This window comes from Amycolatopsis sp. NPDC058278 (genome assembly GCF_042881395.1).
GTDB lineage: Bacteria > Actinomycetota > Actinomycetes > Mycobacteriales > Pseudonocardiaceae > Amycolatopsis.
This window is the reverse complement of record NZ_JBHVXZ010000051.1, coordinates 1-19,754: the sequence shown is the minus strand read 5'-3', so window position 1 is coordinate 19,754 and position 19,754 is coordinate 1. Positions and strand designations below refer to the sequence as shown.

At 70.7% G+C, this 19,754-nt stretch carries 14 protein-coding genes; 7 read left to right on the top strand and 7 right to left on the bottom strand.

Annotated elements, in window-relative coordinates:
* Positions 1-273 precede the first annotated feature (273 nt).
* The gene (locus ACFVYA_RS25610; protein ID WP_387048490.1) at positions 274-1,212 is read left to right on the top strand and encodes a pentapeptide repeat-containing protein; all 939 of its coding nucleotides are present in this window, start codon (positions 274-276) and stop codon (positions 1,210-1,212) included.
* Position 1,213: 1 nt separating this feature from the next.
* Here the strand turns inward: ACFVYA_RS25610 and ACFVYA_RS25605 are convergent, their stop codons facing one another.
* From ACFVYA_RS25605 to ACFVYA_RS25585, 5 genes are read right to left on the bottom strand one after another with little or no spacing between them, the layout of a single operon-like run.
* Positions 1,214-3,217 carry a TIM-barrel domain-containing protein gene (locus tag ACFVYA_RS25605; protein ID WP_285991414.1) on the bottom strand — a complete coding sequence of 668 codons (2,004 nt, stop codon included), beginning with the start codon at positions 3,215-3,217 and terminating at the stop codon, positions 1,214-1,216.
* An 18-nt stretch (positions 3,218-3,235) separates the two neighbouring features.
* Positions 3,236-4,051, bottom strand: coding sequence for a carbohydrate ABC transporter permease (locus tag ACFVYA_RS25600; protein WP_285991415.1), 816 nt, complete (start codon positions 4,049-4,051; stop codon positions 3,236-3,238).
* Complete coding sequence (locus ACFVYA_RS25595; RefSeq protein ID WP_387048487.1) at positions 4,048-4,986, bottom strand: carbohydrate ABC transporter permease; 939 nt, start codon at positions 4,984-4,986, stop codon at positions 4,048-4,050. Before ACFVYA_RS25595 ends, ACFVYA_RS25600 begins: the two co-directional genes overlap by 4 nt.
* Positions 4,983-6,224 (bottom strand): sugar ABC transporter substrate-binding protein, encoded by a 1,242-nt coding sequence (locus ACFVYA_RS25590; protein WP_285991417.1) that lies wholly within the window; start codon positions 6,222-6,224, stop codon positions 4,983-4,985. The genes ACFVYA_RS25595 and ACFVYA_RS25590 overlap by 4 nt, the downstream gene beginning before the upstream one ends.
* A gap of 34 nt (positions 6,225-6,258) precedes the next feature.
* Complete coding sequence (locus tag ACFVYA_RS25585) at positions 6,259-7,266, bottom strand: LacI family DNA-binding transcriptional regulator (protein ID WP_387048486.1); 1,008 nt, start codon at positions 7,264-7,266, stop codon at positions 6,259-6,261.
* A gap of 356 nt (positions 7,267-7,622) precedes the next feature.
* Between ACFVYA_RS25585 and ACFVYA_RS25580 the strand changes: the two genes are divergently transcribed.
* Entirely contained in the window at positions 7,623-10,574 is a 2,952-nt protein-coding gene (locus tag ACFVYA_RS25580; RefSeq protein WP_387048484.1) for a glycoside hydrolase family 3 C-terminal domain-containing protein, read from the top strand.
* A 55-nt stretch (positions 10,575-10,629) separates the two neighbouring features.
* On the opposite strand, the gene ACFVYA_RS25575 is transcribed toward ACFVYA_RS25580, so the two are convergent.
* Complete coding sequence (locus ACFVYA_RS25575) at positions 10,630-11,451, bottom strand: SAM-dependent methyltransferase (RefSeq protein ID WP_387048483.1); 822 nt, start codon at positions 11,449-11,451, stop codon at positions 10,630-10,632.
* Between the two features lie 123 nt (positions 11,452-11,574).
* On the opposite strand from ACFVYA_RS25575, the gene ACFVYA_RS25570 reads away from it, so the two are divergent.
* From ACFVYA_RS25570 to ACFVYA_RS25560, 3 genes are all read left to right on the top strand, one after another.
* Positions 11,575-12,906 (top strand): cytochrome P450, encoded by a 1,332-nt coding sequence (locus tag ACFVYA_RS25570; protein ID WP_387048482.1) that lies wholly within the window; start codon positions 11,575-11,577, stop codon positions 12,904-12,906.
* A gap of 62 nt (positions 12,907-12,968) precedes the next feature.
* A complete protein-coding gene (locus ACFVYA_RS25565; protein ID WP_387048480.1) occupies positions 12,969-14,066 on the top strand; it encodes an alpha/beta hydrolase in 1,098 nt (365 codons plus the stop codon).
* Positions 14,067-14,147: 81 nt separating this feature from the next.
* Positions 14,148-16,250: a putative bifunctional diguanylate cyclase/phosphodiesterase gene (locus tag ACFVYA_RS25560; protein WP_387048478.1), complete on the top strand. Its 2,103-nt coding sequence runs from the start codon at positions 14,148-14,150 to the stop codon at positions 16,248-16,250.
* A 1-nt stretch (position 16,251) separates the two neighbouring features.
* Here ACFVYA_RS25560 and ACFVYA_RS25555 read toward each other — a convergent pair whose 3' ends face one another.
* A complete protein-coding gene (locus ACFVYA_RS25555) occupies positions 16,252-16,914 on the bottom strand; it encodes a nitroreductase family protein (RefSeq protein ID WP_387048476.1) in 663 nt (220 codons plus the stop codon).
* Positions 16,915-17,134: 220 nt separating this feature from the next.
* On the opposite strand from ACFVYA_RS25555, the gene ACFVYA_RS25550 reads away from it, so the two are divergent.
* Entirely contained in the window at positions 17,135-17,551 is a 417-nt protein-coding gene (locus ACFVYA_RS25550; RefSeq protein WP_285991425.1) for a hypothetical protein, read from the top strand.
* 31 nt (positions 17,552-17,582) lie between these two features.
* Positions 17,583-19,685 carry a (Fe-S)-binding protein gene (locus tag ACFVYA_RS25545; RefSeq protein ID WP_285991426.1) on the top strand — a complete coding sequence of 701 codons (2,103 nt, stop codon included), beginning with the start codon at positions 17,583-17,585 and terminating at the stop codon, positions 19,683-19,685.
* Positions 19,686-19,754: the final 69 nt, after the last annotated feature.

Below are 19,754 nucleotides of genomic sequence, written 5' to 3'. Positions count from 1 at the left end.
TTCAGCTGGTTTATTCTTTCATCCCATATTCATATGCCTCCTGAGGCGGGGGGCGTGAACGGGGGTCCGCGTCACCCCCTCGCCCGCAGGTTCCCGATGCCGACGTCGAGCGCCGCTTAGAGCAGGAGCTCGTCCTTGCCGTCCGGGAAGTAGGGGAAGAGCCGGCTCTTGCGTCTTCGATGATCCGCTGCCGCGCCGCGGCGCCCTTCGGGGTCGACTTCGGACTCACCGGTCCTTTTTAATTCGCTGGCCGTGGCCGGGACAATTCCGGGTATGTCCACTGTCACGCCGTTCGCGGTCCTGGCGTTGATCGGCGCCGTGTCCGGGGCGGTCACGGCGTGGCTGCTCCTGCGCCGCGACCGGCCCGCCGAGGTGCTGACCCCGTCGGCGCCGCCGGAGCCGGTCCCCGAGGAGGTCGCGGCCCGCCTGCTGGCCGACGACCACACCGCCCGGCTGGCCGCGCTCGCCTCCTTCGCCGGGTTCGCCGACGGTGACCCCACGCGCCGCCAGGAGTGCGTCGGCGAGATCCTCGCCGGATTCCGGTACGAGTGGCCGGACCCGCCGGCGTGGCAGGCCGAGCTGTGGCGGCTCCTGGTGCCACGCTTGCGCCCGGGGTCCCCGCGGTTCTGGCCCGGGATGGACCTCGAGCTGGACCGCCTCGTGCTCCACGCCGTCGACCTGCGCGGCTGCGAAGTCCGCGACGCACGCTTCCACGCCGTGCGGTTCGCCGGCGACGCCCACTTCGGCGAGGCGGTCTTCACCGGTTTGGTGAGCTTCGAAGGATCGTGCTTCGCCCGCCACGCCTTCTTCGCCGGCGCACGGTTCGAGACGGGCGCCGACTTCGAGAACGCGACCTTCACCGGCACCGCCGACTTCGCCGGCGTCACCGCCCGCGGCCCGACGTGGTTCGACGCCGCCCGGTTCTCGGCCCGCACGGACTTCACCTCGGCGACCTTCGGCGACGAGGTCTCGTTCGAGGCGACCAGGTTCGCCGCCCGCACGCTGTTCTCCGGCAGCCGGTTCGCCGCCGGGGCTCTTTTCACCCGAGCCCGCTTCAGCGGCCACGCGGACTTCACGGCCGTGACGGCGGGCGGGTTCGACTTCACCGGAGCCCAGGTCCGGACGGATGCGCGCGTCGTCCGGACCTGGCCGCCGGGCTGGGCACCGGGTGAGCCCGAGCCGCAACGATGGGCCGAGCTGCGGGCGGAGTGAGCTACTCCGCGCGGATCGGCAGGTCAGCCCCGTCGCGGAGGAACACCGGGATCCGCTCCGGCGGCGCCGCCGCCTCGATCCGGTCGCCGCCTTCGTACCGGGCGCCGGTCACCGCGTCCGTCCACGTCGCCCCCGCCGGCAGGTACACCGTCCGCGCGGTGACGCCGGGTTCGAGCACCGGTGCCACCAGCACGTCCGGCCCGAGCAGGAACTGGTCGTCCACGTCCCAGGCGGCCGGGTCGGCCGGGAAGTCGACGAACACCGGCCGCATCGGGGGGACGCCCTGCTCGTGGGCCACCCGCATCTGCTCCATCAGGTACGGCCGCAGCCGCTCCCGCAGCCGCAGTGACTCGGTGATCGCCGCGTACGCCGGCTCGCCGAACGACCAGACCTCGTTCGGGCCGCCGGTCATCTCCGGCCCGAACGCCGGGCGCGGGTCGCGGAAGCCGTGCAGGCGGAACAGCGGGCAGAACACCCCGTAGGAGAACCAGCGGACCATCAGCTCCCGGTACTCCGGCGACTCCGGGTCGCCGCCGTGGAAGCCGCCGATGTCCGTCGTCCACCAGGGGATTCCGGCCAGTGCCACGTTCAGCCCGGCCCGGACCTGCGCGCGCAGCGACGCCCACGTCGCCCCGACGTCACCCGACCAGAGCGCCGCCCCGAAGCGCTGGCTGCCCGCCCACGCCGAGCGGGACAGCAGCACCACTTCGTCGTCGCCCTCGGCGCGGATGCCGTCGTGGAACGTCTGCGCGTTGACCTGCGGGTAGAGGTTGAACACCTCGGCACCCGGGCCGGCGTGGAAGCCGAGGTTGTGCGGGTGGCCGGGCTGGATCTCCGGCTCGTCGCCGTCCAGCCACCACGCGCGCACGCCCAGGTCGTAGTAGTTCTCCTTGACCTTGCTCCAGACGAACCGCCGCGCCTCGGGGTTGGTCGCGTCGTAGAACGCCACCGGCATTTCGACGCCGAACCCCTTGTCCTTCCACGGCGCGTGCGCCGGGACGCCGCTCTCGGCGGCCACCAGCAGACCCTGTTCGTGCAGCTCGCGGTAGTTCTCCGAGAGCGGGTTCACCGACGGCCACACCGAGACCATCAGCTTGACGCCGAGTTCGGCGAGCTCGCGCACCAGCCCGGCCGGGTCGGGCCACTCGGCCGGATCGAACTTCCAGTCGCCCAGGTGCGTCCAGTGGAAGAAGTCCGCCACGATCACCGACAGCGGCAGCCCGCGTTCGTGGTACTCCCGCGCGACGGAAAGCAGCTCTTCCTGCGTGCGGTAGCGCAGCTTCGACTGCCAGAACCCGGCCGCCCACTCCGGCAGCATCGGCGCGTGGCCGGTCGCGTCGGCGTAGTGGCCGAGGATCTGGCGCGGACCGTCGCCGGTGGTGACCCAGTAGTCGAGCTGACGCGCGTCGTCGGCGACCCAGCGGGTGCCGTTGGCGGCCAGTTCGACCCGGCCGACGGCGGGGCTGTTCCACAGGAACCCGTAGCCGCGGCTGGAGAGCAGGAACGGCACCGACACCTCGGCGTTGCGCTGCACCAGGTCGAGCACGAGGCCCTTCTGGTCGAGCCGGCCGTGCGTGTGCTGCCCGAGCCCGTAGATCCGCTCGTCGTCGTAGGCGCTGAAGCGCTGTTCCAGCCGGCCGTAGCCGTTGCGCGAGGGCATGAACAGCCGCGCGCCGGGCCACCAGAAGTGCGCGCGCTGCTCGGCGAGCAGCTCCTCGCCGGTGTCCGTGCGGACGAACCGCAGCTGCGCGTCGATGCCGGTGTCGGTGTCGGCGATCTCGACGATCGCGGTGAGCGCGCCGTTGACCACCCGGCCGTGCCGCCCGTCGGTCTCCGCGGTGGCGGCCGACGGCTTCGCGGGCAGCAGCGCACCCGGGACGTCGTCGAGGATGCGGTGCCGGCCGGCGCGCACGCGCAGGCTGTCGGCGCCCCACGGCTCGATGCGCAACACCTCGTGCCGCACGCTGACTTCGAGCGAGCGGCCGTCTTCGGTCGTGGCGATCACGAGGTCTCCTTGGGAAAACTAGTCTTTGACGGCGCCGCTGGTCAGCCCGGCGACGACGTAGCGCTGGGCGACGACGAGCAGGACGGCCGCGGGGATCGCGGCGAGGACGGCGGTGGCCATGATCCCGTTCCAGTCGGCGGACTGGTTGCCGACGAACCGGTAGATGCCCACGGTGATGGGTTCGAACGACTGCCCGGTGGTCAGGGTGACGGCGAACAGGAAGTCCGCCCAGGCGAACAGGAACGAGAACAGCCCGGCGGTGACCAGCGCGTTGCGGCTGACCGGCAGGATGATCGAGCCGAAGGTGCGCCAGTACCCGGCACCGTCCACCCGGGACGCTTCGGTCAGCTCCTTCGGCACGGAGATCATGAACGCCCGCAGCAGCAGGATGGCGAACGGGATGGTCGCGGTGGAGTCGGCGAGCACGAGCCCGAGGTAGTTGTCGATCAGGCCGAGGTTGCTGAACACGGTGTAGAGCGCGTTGGCCATCACGATGCCCGGGATCATCTGCACGATGAGCAGCACGAACACCAGCGCCGGGCCGCCGCGCACCTTCAGCTGGGCCAGCGCGTACGACGCGGGCGCCGCCACCAGCAGCGAGACGAGCACCGTGCCGAGCGCGACGACGACGCTGGAGAGCAGGTTCGGTCCCTGCGTCGAGAGGGCCTTGCGGTAGCCGTCCAGCGTGCCGCCGACGGGGAAGAACGCGGGGTCCGGGCGCAGCAGCGCGCCGCTGGGCTGCAGCGACGCGTTGACCATCCAGTACAGCGGGAACAGCAGCACCGCCACGATCAGCACGCCGGCCACCGTCCGCGGCCAGTTCGCCGTCTTCATGCCGCCTCCGCCAGGGTCGCCTTCGCCGAACGCAGGTACAGCAGCCCGAAGACCGTCGCCACCACGATGAGGACGTTGCCGACCGCGGCGCCCTGCCCGAACGCGAAGTCCTGGAAGGACAGCCGGTAGGACCACGTGGTGAGCGTCTGGGTCGAGCCGGCCGGTCCGCCGCCGGTGACGACCATGATCACGTCGAACACCTTGATCGTGTAGACCAGCCCGAGCATGAGCACGATCCCGGTGACCGGCCGCAGCAGCGGCCAGGTGACGTGCCGGAACCGCTGCCACGCACCGGCGCCGTCCAGGGCCGCGGCCTCGTAGAGCGACGCCGGGATCGCGCGCAGCCCGCCGTGCAGGATCACCAGGTTGAACGGGATGCCGATCCAGATGTTGGTGATGATCACCGCCGGCAGCGCCCAGCTCGTGCTGCTCAGCCACGGCACCGCGTCGAACCCCAGGAACCGCAGGCCCGCGTTGAGCACGCCGTGGTCCTGGTCGAACATCCACCGCCAGACCGCGCCGCTGACCACCAGCGGCAGCAGCCACGGCAGCAGGAGCAGCGACCGCAGCAGCGCGCTGCCGAGGAACCGGCCGTTGAAGAACACCGCGAGCGCCAGGCCGATGCCGAACTGGAAGACGATCGACCCGGCGGTGAACAGCACCGTGTTGAGCGCGGCGGTCGAGAACAGCGGATTGCTCAGCACGGCGGAGTAGTTCTCGATGCCGACGAAGGGTGCTTCGCCGGTGTAGAACGACTTCACCGTGTAGTTCTGCGTGCTCATCACCAGGTTCGCGGCCAGGGGATAGCCGAAGAACACGACGACGTAGGCCGCCGCGGGCAGCAGGAACGCCCACGCGGCGAACCGGCTGTCCCGGCGGGACCTCCGGCTCGCGCGGGGTGAGGCCGAGACCCTCGGGGCGGTGGCGACCGTCACGAGCCGCTCGCCTGCTGGGCGGCCTTGAGGGCCTGGTCGACCGGGGTCTTCCCGGTCAGCGCCGCCTGGAGCGCATCGGCCAGCGCCTGCGAGACCTTCGGGTACTTCTCGCCGAGTTCGGCGGTGCGGGAGCGGGCCGTGCCGACCTCGTCGACGAACGCCTGCATCGACGGCTGCTCGGTGCCGAACTTCTGGGCCACGGCCGTCTTCGACGGGATGTAGGCGTGTGCCTTGCTCCACTCGAGCATCGTCGGCTCGGAGAGGATGCAGGAGAGCACCTTGCCGGCCGCCTGCTGGGCGGGCCCGCTGGTCACCGGCACGGCGCCGACCTCACCGCCGAGCGCGACCACGGGCTTGCCGCCGGCCTGCGGCACCGGGATCGGGACGACGCCGTAGTGCAGCGACTTCTGCTCGTCGAGCCGGGCGATGTTCCACGACCCGTTGATCATCATCGCCGTGTTGCCGCTGACGAACTGGTCGGCGACGTCGTTCTGGCTCCAGGTCACCACGGACTTCGACGCCGAACCGGAGTTCACCAGGTCGGTGACGTACTGCAGCGCCTGCGTCGCCTGCGGCGAGTCCAATTGCGACAGTTCGGCGCCGTTGCTCCAGAAGAACGGCAGGAACTGCCAGGTGCCCTCTTCCGACGAGATGGCGGAGAAGGAGAGGCCGTACTTGCCGTCCTTGGTCAGCTTCGCCGCGGCGGTCTTCAGCTCGTCCCACGTCTTCGGCGGCTCGACGCCCGCGGCCTGCAGGAGGTCCTTGTTGTAGATCAGCGCGAGGCCGTTGACGCCCGGGGCGACGCCGTACAGCTTGTCCTGGTAGGTGCCGGCCTTGGCGATGCCCGGGTAGTAGCCGTCGGTGGTGATCCCGTAGTCGGTCAGCGGGGTCAGCGCGCCGGTGGCGGCGACCTGCTGCAGCGTCGGGTTGTCGGTGAAGAGCAGGTTCGGCAGCGTCTTCGAGCTGGCGCCCTGCAGGACCTTCGGCAGCATCTGGGCTGTCGGCACCTTCTGGCGCTCGATCTTGATCCCGGTCTGCGTGGCGCAGGTGTCGAGGATCTTCTGCCAGGCGGCGGACCCCTGCTCGTCGGCGTAGTAGTCGAGTTCGGTGATCGACGTGGCGGCCGGGGCATCGGCGCCGCCGGGTGCGGACGGGGCCGGGCTGGGACTGCAGGCGGCCAGCAGCGCGGCACTCGTGGCGCTCGCGGTGAGGACGAGGGCGCGACGGACTACGGGCATGGTGATTCTCCTTCGGCGGCGGAGCAGAACCGGTTTAGGTACGCGGCGGCGCGGTGCTTTCGCGCCGGGTCAGGCGGGGTCCGAGCAGCCGGACCTCCGGGGTGGTGTGGCCGGCGAGCCGGCGCATGGTCATTTCGACGGCCTGGGTGCCGACCTCTTCGGCCGGGATGGCCACGTTGGTCAGCGAGACGACGTGCTGCTCGGCCATGCTGTCCGGGCACACGGCGATGACCGAGATGTCCTCGGGCACCCGCAGGCCGCGGTGGCGCAGGTCCGACAGCAGCCCGGGCAGCACGGCCTCGTTGTGCACGACCAGGCCGGTCAGGCCGGGCTCGGCGGCGAGCAGCTCGTCGAGGCAGGCGCTCACCGCCTCGTAGGAGTGGGCGCACGCGTGCGAGGCCGCACGCAGGTCACGGCTCTTCGTGGCTTCGTCGAAGCCACGGAGGAACCGCGTCGCGTAACTCGTGCCGCGCCGGTAGACGGCCGGGGACGGGCCGATCAGCGCGATCGAGCGGTGGCCGAGCTCGGCCAGGTGCGCGACGCAGGCCGAGGCCGCCGCGGTGAAGTCGAGGTCGACGCAGCTCAGCCCGGCCGGGTGGTCGGGCACGCCGATGAGCACCACCGGCAGGTCGAGGGCCAGCAGCATCGGCACCCGCGGGTCGGCGGTTTCGACGTCCATCACCATCAGGGCGTCGGCGATCGCCGAGGACGCCACCCGCTGCAGCGCGGCGGGTCCCTCGTCCTTGGTGAGCAGCAGCAGGTCGTGGTCGTGCGCGCGGGCCGCGGTGACCGCCGAGGCGACGAACTCCATCACGACGGCGACGTTGAGGTCCGTGCGCAGCGGCACGACCAGCGCGAGCACGTTGGTCTTGCTGCTGGCCAGCGCCCGCGCCCCGGCGTGCGGGTGGTAGCCGAGCTTGCGGATGCTGTCCTCGACCAGCCGCCGGGTCTTCGGCGAAATCGAGCGTTTGCCGCTGATCACGTACGACACCGTGCTGGGAGCGACCCCGGCCGCGTTGGCGACGTCGTTGATCGTGACCACGGGCGGCCTCCTGGGGACGGGGAGGGGATGGACGGGAGTTCGGTGTCGAAGCGCATCGACGATGGCACGAAGGTAAGTGACACCCGCCCGAAACACAAGCATCATTCGCCGTTTGCCGGTATTCGACGGTTATTCGACAACAGGCGCCTTCGTCGAAATTATCGAAAGTCCCTGTTGAACGTTCTTTTTGCAGCTCAGCGCCGCCGCGACGGCATCCCGTCGAAGGGTCTGGGAGCGTTCCCAGCGACTCTTGACCGCGCGCTCACGCGGCTGTAATAGTCGTCGGGTTCCCCGCCGTTCGACGCGAATGTTCCGCGCCACGCCGTCGAAACGATTCGACGATTCGGAGGCCGTCCGTGCGCTTGTCCCTCATCCGCCGTGCCCTGTTCCCGGCGGTGGCCGCGACCCTGCTGCTGGCTTCGTCGCCGGCGCTCGCGGCACCGCCACCACCCTTCCGCGATCCGTCACTGCCCCTGGCCACGCGGATCGACGACCTGCTGTCCCGGTTGACGGCGGACGAGAAGATCTCGCTGCTGCACCAGTACGAGCCGGCCATCCCGCGGCTCGGCATCGGGGTCTTCAAGACCGGCACCGAAGCCCTGCACGGCGTCGCCTGGTCGACCGACTACGACAACAAAGGTGCCGTCGTCAAGGCCGACGGCACCGTGTTCCCGCAGGCCATCGGCCTGGCCACCACCTGGAACCCGGCGCTGGTGAAGCAGGTGGGCGCGGCCGTCGGGCAGGAGGCCCGCGGCTTCAACGTCCGCAACCCGACGCTGTGGGGCCTCAACCTGTGGGCGCCGGTGGTGAACCTGCTGCGTGACCCGCGGTGGGGCCGCAACGAGGAGGGCTACTCCGAGGACCCGCACCTCACCGGCGAGCTCGCGACCGCCTACGGCCGTGGCATGCAGGGTGACGACCCCCGGTACCTGCAGGCCGCCCCGACGCTGAAGCACTTCCTCGCCTACAACAACGAGGTCAACCGCGACACCAGCAACTCCTCGGTGCCGCCGAAGATCCTGCACGACTACGACGAGCAGGCGTTCAAGATCCCGCTGCAGGCGGGCGCGGCCAACGCCGTCATGCCGTCGTACAACCTGGTCAACGGCCGCCCCAACCACGTGAGCCCGGACCTCGACGGCGCGCTGCGGAAGTGGGCGCCGCAGGACATCGCCGTCGTCAGCGACGCCGGCGCGCCGTCCAACCTGGTCAACTCGGAGAAGTACTACGCCACCAAGGCCGAAGGGGACGCGGCGGCGATCAAGGCGGGGCTCGACAGCTTCACCGACAACGACACCGACGGCTCGATCACCACCGCCGCGGTCAAGGAGGCCCTGAGCAAGGGCCTGCTGACCATGGCCGACGTCGAAAACGCCGACCGCCACCTGCTTTCGTTGCGGTTCCGGCTCGGCGAGTTCGACCCGCCGGGACGCAACCCCTACGCGAAGATCACCCCGGCCGTCATCAACTCGCCGGAGCACCAGGCGCTGGCGCGCAAGACCGCCGACGAGCAGATCGTGCTGCTGCGCAACAACGGCAACGCGCTGCCGCTGAACCCGGCGAAGAACAAGAAGATCGCGGTCGTCGGCCCGCTCTCGAACACGCTGTACGAAGACTGGTACGCCGGCGCGATGCAGTACAAGGTCACCCCGGTGCAGGGCATCAAGGAGCGGCTCGGCTCGGCGGGCACGGTCGCGTCGTCCGAAGGCGTGGACCGGATCGCGCTGAAGGACCTCTCGACCGGCAAGTACCTCACGGCGCCCGCCACCACCGGCAAGGTGACCGCGGGCGGGACCGTCGCGGGCACCGCCGAATCCTTCGACGTCTACGACTGGGGCGCGGGCAAGAACACGCTGCGGGCCGCCGCGAACGGCAAGTTCCTCAGCTACTCCGGTGGCGCCCTGGTGAACGACGTCGACCAGCCGGCGGGCTGGTACGTGCAGCAGCAGCTGAAGCTGGACGCGCAGCCGGACGGCAGCTACGTGCTCGAGTACGCCGGCAACGAGGTGAACGAGCCGTGGTTCGGCCCGAACAAGTTCGCCGTCGTCGGCGCCGACGGGGTACTGACGATCTCGGCCCCGGACGCCGCGCACGCGACGAAGTTCGGCCGGGACGTGCTGACCAGCGGTGTCGGCAGCGCGGTCGCCGCGGCCAAGGACGCGGACACCGCCGTCGTCGTGGTCGGCAGCATGCCGTTCATCAACGGCCGCGAGGCGAACGACCGCACGAGCACCGAGCTCGCCCCGGCGCAGCGCGCGCTGATCGAGGCGGTGCAGAAGGCGAACCCGCACACCGTCGTCGTGGTGGAGAACAGCTACCCGACGACCGGCTGGGACACGCTGTCGGTGCCCGGCATCCTGTGGACCAGCCACGCCGGGCAGGAAACCGGGCACGCCGTCGCCGACGTGCTCTTCGGCGACAAGGACCCGAGCGGGCGGCTCACCCAGACCTGGTACGCCTCCGACGCGGGGCTGCCGGGCATCCTCGACTACGACATCGCCAAGACCGGGATGACGTACCAGTACTACCGCGGGAAGCCGCTGTTCCCGTTCGGCTACGGGCTCAGCTACACCAGCTTCCGCTACGACGGCGTGCGCGTGTCCCAGTCCGGTGGGAAGGTCCAGGTGAGCGTCGACGTGACGAACACCGGCGCCCGCACCGGGTCCGACGTCGTCCAGCTCTACTCGAGCGCGCGGCAGTCCCGCGTCCAGCAGCCGGTGAAGCAGCTGCGTGACTTCTCGAAGCTCACCCTGGCGCCGAAGGAAACCCGCACGGTGCGGTTCGACGTGCCGGTGGCGGACCTGGCCTTCTGGGACGTCACGCGCGGGAAGTCCGTGGTGGAGAGCGGGGTCTACGACTTCTCGGTCGGCCGCAACGCCACCGACGTGGCCGGCTCACGGCCGGCCTACGTCGCGGGGGAGCGGATCCCGGCCCGGGACCTGACCCACACGACGCAGGCGGAGAACTTCGACGCCTACCAGGGAACGACGCTGACGGACACGGCGAAGGTGGCGGGCACGTCCGTCGCGGCGACCGCCGGCAGCTGGCTGGCGTTCAAGGACGTCGCACTGGGCGGCCCGCAGAAGTTCACGGCGTCGGTGTCCAAGGCGGAGGCCGGCACGACGAAGATCACGGTCCGCCTCGACTCGCCGTCCGGCCGCGTGCTGGGCACGGTCCCGGTTCCCTCGACCGGCGACCGGTACGCATACGCGACGGCGACCGCGGCATTGGCGAAGGCGAGCGGCCGGCACGACGTGTACCTGACGTTCGACGGGCCGGTGAACCTGGCGACGTTCTCGCTGAGGTGATCCGCACGGCCGCCCGGCTCCGGCCGGGCGGCCGGTGCGCCGGAAGCGCGGAGACCTACGGTTTCCGGCCCACGCCGGCGTACGGGAGGGAGTTGACCGCCGGGCTGTCGGACATGTCGCCGACGCCCTCGGGGTTCCACATCGCGCAGCCGACCAGGCCCGGTTCGACCAGGTCGAAGCCCTCGAAGAACCGGAGCACCTGGTCGTGCGTGCGCGGGAACGGGCGGTTCTGCTGGTTCTGCTTGCTCGTGTACACCTCGATCGCTTCGTCGAGGCCCGCCGACCCGGAGTCCGCCGCCACGTGGGTGAGGGCCAGGAAACTGCCCGGCGCGAGGCGGTCGCGGTAGCGGGCCAGGATGCCGGTCGGGTCCCAGGAATCGGGCACGAAGTGCAGCAGCAGCAACATGAACACGCCGGTCGGCTGCCCGGGGTCGAGCAGCCGGCGGGCCGGCTCGGCGTCGAAGATGTCGTTGACGTCGCGCAGGTCGGCCTGGAGCACCGCGCAGTTGTCGTTGCCCTGCAGCAGCAGCTCGCTGTGGGCGACGGCGACCGGCTCGCGGTCGACGTACACCACCCGGCACGCCGGGTCGGCCTGCTGGACGATCTCGTGCAGGTTCCCGACGGTCGGGATGCCGGAGCCGACGTCGAGGAACTGCCGGACCCCGGCCGCCACCATGTACCGCGCGGCGCGGCGCAGGAAGGCGCGGTTGAGCCGGGCGGCGTCGCGGATGCCGGGCATGATCTGCAGGATCTGTTCCCCGAGCGCCCGGTCGGCGGCGAAGTTGTGGTCCCCGTCGAGCCAGAAGTCGTACACCCGGGCCGGGTTCGGCACCGAGGTGTCGATCTCCGGTGGCACCCAGCTCAGTTCTCCGGTCACGGGACCTCCCACCCTCGCGGACGCTGAAGGGACGCAGCTTAGTCCTCTCCTCCGTTCGTGTGGACTCGTGCTCCGGGTGCCCGGGGCGCGGCTAAGGTGGCCCGGTCACGAGGAGACGAGGCCATGCCGAATCCGCGTCCCGTGCCCGGACGGGTGCCCCTGCTCGGGCACACGGTGCCCCTGCTGCGCGACCCGCTCGAGTTCTTCACTTCCCTGCCCGCGCACGGAGATGTCGTCAAGATCCGGCTCGGTCCGCTGCCGGTGCACGTGGTCACCACCCCGGAGCTGGCCTGGCAGGTGCTGGCCACCGACGCCGACAAGTTCGACAAGGGCCTGGTCTTCGACAAGATGCGCCCGCTCTTCGGCGACGGCTTGGCCACCTCGAACGGTGAGCTCAACCGCCGTCAGCGCCGGCTGGTGATGCCCGCCTTCGGCCGCACGCGGATCGCCGGCTACGCCGAAAACACCATGACGAAGCTGGCCGGCGACCTGGTGGCTTCGTGGCGGCCCGGCGAAGTCGTCGAGTTCGACCGGCGGATGCAGGACCTGGTGCTGACCATCGCCGGGCAGACGCTGTTCTCCACCGCGCTGGGTGCCGAAGCCCTGGCGGAAATCCGGCACTCGATCCCGATCATGCTCAAGTACGTGCTGATCCGGGCGTTCTCCCCGAAGTTCGTCGAGAAGCTGCCGATCCCGCCGAACCGGCGGTTCGACGCCGCGGCCGCGCGCCTGCGCGAGGTGATCGGCGAGACCGTCGTCGCAGCGCGTGAAGACGGCGCCGACCACGGAGACCTGCTCTCGATGCTGCTGCTGGCCCGCGACGAGGAGACCGGCGAAGGCATGTCCGACCGCCAGGTGCACGACGAGGTCATCACGATCCTGACCACCGGCGCCGAGACCACCGCCGTCGCGCTGGCCTGGTTCTTCCACGAGCTGGGGCAGCACAGGGAAGTCGAACGCCGGTTCCACGCCGAAGTCGACGAAGTCCTCGACGGCCGGCCCGCGCGCTTCGAGGATCTGCCCGATCTCGGCTACACGCAGCAGATCGTCAACGAGATCGTCCGCCGCACGCCGCCGTTGATCCTCATGCGCCGCGCGCGGGAAGACGTCGAACTCGGCGGGGTGACGATCCCCGCGGGCAGCGAGGTCGCCGTCAGCCAGCACACCCTGCACCGCGATCCGCGCTGGTTCCCCGACCCGGACCGATTCGACCCGGACCGCTGGGCGGCCGGCCGCGCCGCGGAACTGCCGAAGGGGGCCTACATCCCGTTCGGCGCGGGTGCGCGGCTGTGCCCGGGACACGTGTTCGCGCCGACGGAGATCGGCATCGTGGCCGCGACCATCGGCGCGCGGTGGCGCCTGGTCCCGGTGCCGGGCAAGAAGGTGTACGCGCAGATCAAGGCCACGATGCAGCCGAACCGGCTGCCGATGACCGTGCTGCCTCGCCGGACCTGACGGTGCCGGTTCCACTACCGGGTGTAGTGTTCCGGGGTCCTGAACGGAAGGCGGGGTAGAGGTTGAGACGGCCGCTCAAGCTGACGTCGGCGTTGTTCGCCTGCGGTGTCCTGTTCGCCTCGCTGACCGCGGCGGTGCCCGCGGAGGCCGCCGCGATCTCCTGCGGCGACACGGATCTGCCGGTCACCGGACCCGGTCTGCCACCACTGGTACCGGGAGCGCCCGCGGTCGTGCACGGCCGGCTGTGCCTGCCCGCCGGGGCCGCTCCGGACACCGTCCAGCTGCTCGTGCACGGCGGGACGTACAACAGCGCCTACTGGGACCTGCCCTACGAGCCGGCACGCTATTCCTACCAGCGGGACATGGCCGCGCACGGCTACGCGACCTTCGCCGCCGACCAGCTCGGTGCCGGGCGCAGCAGCCGGCCGCTGAGCCTGCCGCTGTCGGCGTGGGCCGCGGCCGAGTCGATGCACGAGGTGGTCGGTCACCTGCGCGCCGGCCGGGCCGGCGGGGTCCGGTTCGCGAAGGTGGTCATCGTCGGGCACTCGGTCGGGTCGGGGATCGTCGCCGTCGAGGCGTCGACCTACCACGACGTCGACGGCGTCGTCCTCACCGGCATCACCCACTTGCCCGCGCTGCCCGTGCTCGCCCTCGGTGCGGCACTCGGCCTGCAGCCCGCGCTGCTCGACGGCCGGCTGGGCACCTTGGGCAGCGACCCGCTGTACTTCACGACGAAGCCGGGAGCTCGGGCCGGGCTGTTCTACGCCGCGGGCGACGCCGACCCCGCCGTGATCGCCGCCGACGAGGCGACGAAAGACCAGGTTTCGGTCCCCGGGATGGGCACGGTCGCGTTGTTCGGCATCGTGTTGCCCGCCACGTGGGGAATCACCGCACCGGTTTTCCAGGTGGTCGGTGAAAAGGACGCCCTTTTCTGCGGGGTGCTCGCGTTGCGCGACTGTTCCGACGCGGCGGTGCTGCGGGCGCAGGAAGCACCCTATTACACCGACCCGTCGAAGCTCTCGATGTATGTACTGCCGGGGGCGGGGCATTCCGTGGCATTGCACGAAAACGCGAACGAATACCGCAACGCCACCCGTTCTTGGCTACATGACCGCCTGGGGATCGCTCCACAGGGTTATCACTCGATCGGACGTAACTGAATCCGTGCGTGTCGCACAATTCCGGGCCAAGATAGATCGATTGACCCGAACGGTGTGCACTGAACCCTTGGACAGCCTGAGGTGACTGCTCCCCACCCCCGCGGCGACGCCCCGCGGAAGAAGCCGTCCGCCGATCGCGCGGCGGGACGGCTCGGCGCACTCGCGCGCAAATGGGGCTACCTGATCAGCTCGACGGCCTACCTGCCGCACACGCCCGAGGAAATCGACCGCGAGCTGACCGGCCTGGCCGGGCGGCTGTTCGCGGCGGTGGCGAGCGATCCGCCGGACCTCGAGGCGGCCGCGAGCGCGGGTGGGCGGCTCGTCGAGCTGCGGTGCGTCGGCGCCGACAGCCTGCGCCGGACCCTGGAGGTGCTGGGCAAGGGGCTGCTGCGCGAACCGGAACTGCGCGGGGTCGACGGGCTGGCCGAGCGGGTCGTGCTGGTGCTCGGCGCCCTCAGTTCCGGTTACGGCGAGATGATGCGCGAAGACATCCAGAAGCGGCAGGAGGGCCTCAGCCGCGCACTGCTGAAGGTCGAGCAGGAGACGCGGCAGAAGCAGGTCATCACCCGCGCGCAGTTCGAGGAGGTGTTCGCCGGCTCGGCCAGCGGTGTCGCGCTCACCGAGCTGGACGGCCGGGTGCTGCGGGCGAACGCGGCGCTGGCCAAGACGCTCAACCGCACGCCGGCGGAGATCGCCGCGATGACGCTGTTCGACCTGGTCCACCCCGAGGACGTCGACCAGTTGCGGGAGAGCTACCGCGAGCTGGTGGCCGGCCGGCTGCACCGGCTGCGCGCCGGCCGCCGCCTGGTCGGCAAGGACGGCGAGCCGATGTGGGCGACGTTCGCCGCGTCGGTGATCCGGGACGCGGTCGGCGCGCCCCGGCAGCTGCTCACGATCGTCGACGACGACACCGAGGTGTCACTGCTGCAGCGGCGGCTGAGTCACCAGGCCCTGCACGACGTCCTCACCGGGCTGCCGAACCGGCAGTTCTTCAGCACCCGCCTGGAAACCTTGCTGCGCGACGCGGATCCGGCGCGCGGGGTCACGCTGTTCCACCTCGACCTCGACGGCTTCTCGCAGATCAACGGCGGTCTCGGCCGGGAGCTCGGCGACCGGGTGCTGCGCGGGGTCGCGGCCAAGCTGAAGACGGTCTTCGAAGCGGAGAAGGCACTCGTGGCGCGCCTCGGCGGCGACGAATTCGGCGTGCTGGTGCAGAACACGGCGGACACCCCGGGTGTGGTGACGCTCGTCCGCCGGATCACCCACGAGCTCGCCGAGGCGGAGTACGTCGACGGGCAGCACGGGGTCGCGGTGTCGGCCGCCATCGGTGTCGTCCACCGCCCGCCGCGCGACAGCACGCCCGCGGAGCTGCTCCAGGCGTCGGACCTGACCCTGCGGCGCGCCCAGCGGACGGGCAACCAGTGGGGCCTGTTCGACCGCGAGCTGGACCGGCGCGACCGGCACGACTTCGGCCTGGCCGCGTCGATGGCGGGCGCGTGGGAGAACGGCGAGGTCGAAGCCCGCTACCGCGTGCTGGTGTCGGCGACGAGCGGTTCGGTCGAAGGCGTCGAGGCGCGGTTGCGCTGGAACCACCCGGCCGAAGGCGTGCTGCCGCACGAGAAGTGTGTGCGGCTGGCCGCGGAGACCGGCCTGGCGCTGCCGCTGGGCACCTGGCTGCTGCGCACCGCGGCCGAGCGGCTGGCGGCGGCCGGGATCGGCGTGCCGCTGGTCGTCGAGCTGACGCCGCAGCAGGCGGCGGATCCGGAGCTGGTCGGCGAAATCCACCGCGTGCTGGGCGACACCGGCCTGGCGCCGGACCGGCTGCGCCCCGGCTTCCCGGCCGCGGCCCTGGCCGCGGAGACCGGGGACGCGGCGGACAACTTCAAGGTGCTGGGCGAAATCGGGGTCCGGGCGGAGATCCACGGCCTCGGCGACGTCTCGTGCCTGACGGAGTTCCGGGCGCACACGGTCCGGATCGCGGCGAACCTGGCCGCCAAGCGCGAACACCCGCTGGTGGCCGCGCCGCTGTCGGCGCTGATCGACGCGGCGCACGCGGCCGGGGCGTCGGTGTCGGTCGCCGGCCTCGCGACCCCGGCCGAAGCCGCGTGGTGGCGGGACCGGGGCGCCGACCTGCTGTCGGGCCCGGCGTTCCCCGATCCGCCGGGCGACCTGCCCGCCTGCTGACTCAGATCCGCACGAGCACCTCGTCGAGGGGCTTGCGCCGCAGGTCCGGCACGACGCAGTCGTCGGCCGGGTAGCCGACCGGGATCACCGCGAACGCCTTTTCGTTGCGGGGGCGGCCCAGCAGTTCCCCGAGGAACCGCATCGGTGACGGCGTGTGCGTCAGCGCCGCGAGTCCCGCCACCTGCAACGCCGTGAGCAGCATGCCGACCGCGATGCCGACCGACTCGTCGACGTAGTAGTGCTTGCGGACACCGCCGTCGTCGTCGAGGGCGAACCGCTGCTGGAACACGACGATCAGGTACGGCGCGTCCGTCAGGTGCGGCTTCTCCGCGTCGGTCCCGAGCGGCCGGAGCGCGGCGAGCCATTCGTCGCCGAGGCGGCCTTCGTAGGAAATCCGTTCCTCGGCCTCGGCGGCTTCGCGGATCCGGCGGCGCACCGCCGGATCCGTGACGAGGACGAACGTCCACGGCTGCTGGTGCGCCCCGCTGGGCGCGGTCGAGGCGACCGCGATCGCGTCGAGCACCGCGCGTTCGGGCACCGGGTCGGGGGAGAACATCCGCACCGAACGCCGGGCTTCCATCCGCTGCCGCAGCGAGGCGGTCCGGGCGATGGCTTCGTCGTCGGGCAGCCGGGCGGGACGGTAGGGGACCGGGGAATAGGTCATGCCCGGATTGTCTCGGGGAACACGAAGCGCACAGCAGGCCCGAACGTACGATTCGCGGTGTTAAGCGTCCGTTCTGCGGACAGTAGGGGACCCTTGCTTCGCAAATTACACCGAACAGCGCAGGGAAACTAGGCTGTTCGGTCCTGTCGCACGAAGTGATCTCCTCATTACCCTCCAGTAGCAGACAGTGGTGCCGATCACAGTGGTTCCAGGAGGCCTGATGGCGTCGCGCGTTCGGGAACCCGGCTCCGAAGACCGGCGCGAACTGCGGATCCGGCACCTCACCGGCTGTCTTCCCTGCACGCTCAAATGCGCGTATTGCGGGCTGCCGGTGCGGCTCGCCGGGCCGGGTGACCACCCCGGCTACGGCGTGGTCGAAGAAGTGACCGGCGATCTCGTGCTGCTGCACCGGTTCTGCCGCACCGCACTCGGCCGCTGCCGGACGCGGGGGTGCGTGCTGCGGCGCGCCCACCTCGGCCGCGCGACCGAGCAGTACGAAACCGGCCGGCGGCCCGGGCGCTACCAGCGCCTCGGCGTCCGGCGCTCGCCCGACCTCGACCTGTACCGGAAGCACTGGCGGATCGCGAAGATGCGGTACGCGTGCAAGGCGTGCCGGTACTACACCGGCTCGCACTGAGCCGGTCCTTCCATCACGACGCGGAGGACTCGTGCTCGTTCGTCTCATCCTCGGCCTGCTCATGACCGTCGTCGGCCTCGCCGTCGCCGGCAAGCGCGTGGCCTTCCTGTACCGGCTGATCAAGGCGGGCCAGCCCGACGCCAAGCGGTCGGACGACCTCGGCGCCCGCGTCTTCGCGCAGGTGCGCGAGGTGTTCGGCCAGCGCAAGCTGCTGAAGTGGTCGGTGCCCGGCCTGGCGCACTTCTTCACGTTCTGGGGCTTCGTGATCCTCGCTTCGGTGTACCTCGAGGCGTACGGCGCGTTGTTCGACGAGAAGTTCGCCATCCCGTGGATCGGCCACTGGGCGGTGCTCGGCTTCCTCCAGGACTTCATCGCCGTCGCCGTGGCCGTTTCGCTCGGCGTCTTCGCCGTGATCCGGATCCGGAACGCCCCCGAGCGCAAGGATCGCGCGTCGCGGTTCTACGGCTCGCACACCGGCGGCGCGTGGCTGATCCTCGCCATGATCTTCAACGTCGTCTGGACGATGTTCTTCTTCCGCGGCGCCTCTTCGGCCTCCGGCAACTTCCCCTACGACTCCGGCGCGTACGTCTCGCTCGGCGTCGGGAACCTCCTGGAACCGCTCGGGCACTCGACGACCGAGGTGCTGGAGACGGTCGGCCTGCTCCTGCACATCGGCGTCATGCTGGTGTTCCTGTCGATCGTGCTCTACTCCAAGCACCTGCACATCTTCGTGGCGCCGATCAACGTCTCGGCGAAGCGCCTGCCGGACGCGCTCGGACCGCTGCTGCCGATGGAGTCCGCGGGCAAGCCGATCGACTTCGAGGACCCGGGCGAGGACGACACGTTCGGCCGCGGCAAGATCGGCGACTTCACGTGGAAGGGCATGCTCGACTTCGCCACGTGCACCGAGTGCGGCCGCTGCCAGTCGCAGTGCCCGGCGTGGAACACCGGGAAGCCGTTGTCACCCAAGCTCGTCATCATGAACCTGCGTGACAACCTGTTCGAGGAAGCGCCCTACATCCTCGCGGGCACCGAGCACGAGGGCGCGCGCCCGCTGGTCGGGCCGGAGGACGACGGCGGCGTCATCGATCCCGACGTGCTCTGGTCGTGCACCACGTGCGGCGCGTGCGTCGAGCAGTGCCCGGTGGACATCGAGCACGTCGACCACATCGTCGACATGCGCCGCTACCAGGTGATGATCGAGTCGGCGTTCCCGACCGAGCTGGGCGGGCTGTTCAAGAACCTGGAGACCAAGGGCAACCCGTGGGGCCAGAACAACGCCGAGCGCCTCGCCTGGACCAAGGACCTGGGCTTCGACGTCCCGGTGTTCGACGGCGAGCTGGCCGAGGACGTCGAGTACGTCTACTGGGTCGGCTGCGCCGGCGCGTTCGACGACCAGGCGCGCAAGACCGTCCGCGCGACGGCCGAGCTCCTGCACATCGCCGGGGTCAAGTACGTGGTGCTGGGCAAGGAGGAGTCGTGCACCGGTGACCCGGCGCGCCGGGCGGGCAACGAGTTCCTCTTCCAGATGATGGCGCAGCAGACGGCGGAAACGTTGAACGCGGTGTTCGAGGGCCGCGAGCCGCGGCTGCGCAAGATCGTCACGACCTGCCCGCACTGCCTCAACACCCTCGGCCGCGAGTACCCGGACCTGGACGGCCACTACGAGGTGGTCCACCACACGCAGCTGCTCAACCGCCTGGTCCGCGGCGGGCAGCTGACCCCGGTCAAGCCGGTCGAGGACGGCCCGAAGGTCACCTACCACGACCCCTGCTACCTCGGGCGCCACAACAAGGTCTACACACCACCGCGCGAGCTGGTCGGCGCGACGGGCGCCGAGCTGGCCGAGATGCCCCGTCACGCGGATCGCGCCCTCTGCTGCGGCGCCGGCGGCGCCCGCATGTGGATGGAGGAGCAGATCGGCAAGCGCATCAACCTGGAGCGGGTCGACGAGGCGATCGCCACGGACGCGGAGACGATCGTGACGGGCTGCCCGTTCTGCCGCGTGATGCTGACGGACGGCCTGGTCCAGCGCCAGAGCGAGCAGAAGGCGGAGAACGTCGACGTGCGCGACGTCGCCCAGCTGCTGCTGGAACGGGTGAAGGCCGCGGACACCTCGGCCCCGACGGTCTGAACGGATTCACCCGTTCGCTCTATATCCCTCGGCCGCCGCACGGCTCTTCCTTGAAGGGCAGAGCCGTGC